At 33.1% G+C, this 1,359-nt stretch carries 2 protein-coding genes; both read right to left on the bottom strand.

Features of this window, described 5'->3' with window-relative positions; translation table 11 throughout:
* Positions 1 to 72: 72 nt before the first annotated feature.
* Positions 73 to 606 (bottom strand): fimbrial protein, encoded by a 534-nt coding sequence (locus JK188_RS17405; RefSeq protein WP_036951059.1) that lies wholly within the window; start codon positions 604 to 606, stop codon positions 73 to 75.
* A 234-nt stretch (positions 607 to 840) separates the two neighbouring features.
* The gene (locus JK188_RS17400) at positions 841 to 1,107 is read right to left on the bottom strand and encodes a helix-turn-helix domain-containing protein (RefSeq protein WP_036951058.1); all 267 of its coding nucleotides are present in this window, start codon (positions 1,105 to 1,107) and stop codon (positions 841 to 843) included.
* Positions 1,108 to 1,359: the final 252 nt, after the last annotated feature.

The following is a 1,359-nucleotide window of genomic DNA, read 5'->3' as shown; positions in this document are numbered from 1 at the left end:
ATTTTAGGCGTAGCATATCCAGTAAATTAATTACTAATTAAAGTTTATTACAATGAATAGTAATATTAAAAATTATTGATAATCTAAAACGTATGCAACAGTTGATTTAACAGAACCTGAAGTTGCTTGACCTAATGCTTGCATGCGTGCAGATAAGTGAATTGTATTTGCACCTGCGTTCAGATTTTGAGTAATAGTGTCGCCAGTTTTGATGCTTTGACCAGCATCATTTTGGAATAAGACACCTACGTTTTGTGCCGTACCTGTACTCGCCCATAAGTTACCAGCGGTATCCATTTGGCCAGTAAAGCTTACTTTAACTTTAGAATAATCTGTCTCACTTTCAGTTGGATCTAATACGCAGTCAGATAATTCTAATGTGAAGTCAACGTTTGGACCTTGTGCTCCGGCTGTTTTCAATGATGCTACTGGTACAGAACCTAATTGAACTTCTTTATTTACTGAAGAAGGTGCAATAGTACAAGCACCGGTATTCACTGTGCCATTAAATTCAATTGTGCCGCTTCCTACATCAGCTGCAAATGCAGTCGACGCCGCACCTAAAGTTAATGCGATAATTGAAGTGGTTAATAATGTCTTTTTCATTTTTAAATCCTTTATGTAATACTAATTTTAATAGGCTAAGACTGTGCCTTAGCAGGTTAATAACGTGATATCAATATATTGATACCACAGTAATTTAATGGAAGCGTAATGTTCATTAACTCTAATGAATTATAGTGCCCTAAAATGTGAGCATAGATTATTCGTTAAATGATAGGATAAATATAAGGAGATCCTTAAAATTTAGAGCGTAACTTCGAATGCAGGTATTCATTATTAATATATTTCTGCTTGCACCGCTCTATTATTTACTTGTGCGATGGAGATGTCTTCAAAGAAGTAATGTATACTTATTTTGAAGAAGTCAGCTATTATAACGAGCGAATCTATATCAATTCTATTGATACCACGCTCATAACGAGAATACTGTTGTTGACTCACATTGAGATACGCTGCTACTTCTGTTCCTGTTAATCCGTATTCTTTTCTAAGTTTCTTTATTCTGCTCCCCACTATTTTGGCAATAGGATATTTTCCTGTCATTTTCATTTCCTTCATGACATATAAGTTTGAGTAGTGCTTAACATCAATAGGCAAAAATTCTAATTAAATAAGTATAAAACCTCAAATGCGTAGACGAGTAAGATATAAAAATAATCATTAGTTTTTTTTATTAAAATTGTTTAGTTCAGACTAAATTAGGTTATTTCTTTATTCTTATATTAAATTTAATGAAACAATCATAGAGCAGGGCGTCATTTTTCAGGTAAACGATACGATAAAATACGGATGTTT

The sequence above is a fragment of the Providencia sp. JGM181 genome (assembly GCF_018257375.1).
In the GTDB taxonomy this organism is placed as follows: Bacteria; Pseudomonadota; Gammaproteobacteria; order Enterobacterales; family Enterobacteriaceae; genus Providencia; species Providencia lanzhouensis.
Note: the sequence above shows the minus strand (reverse complement) of the source record. Positions and strands in the feature narration are given on the sequence as shown.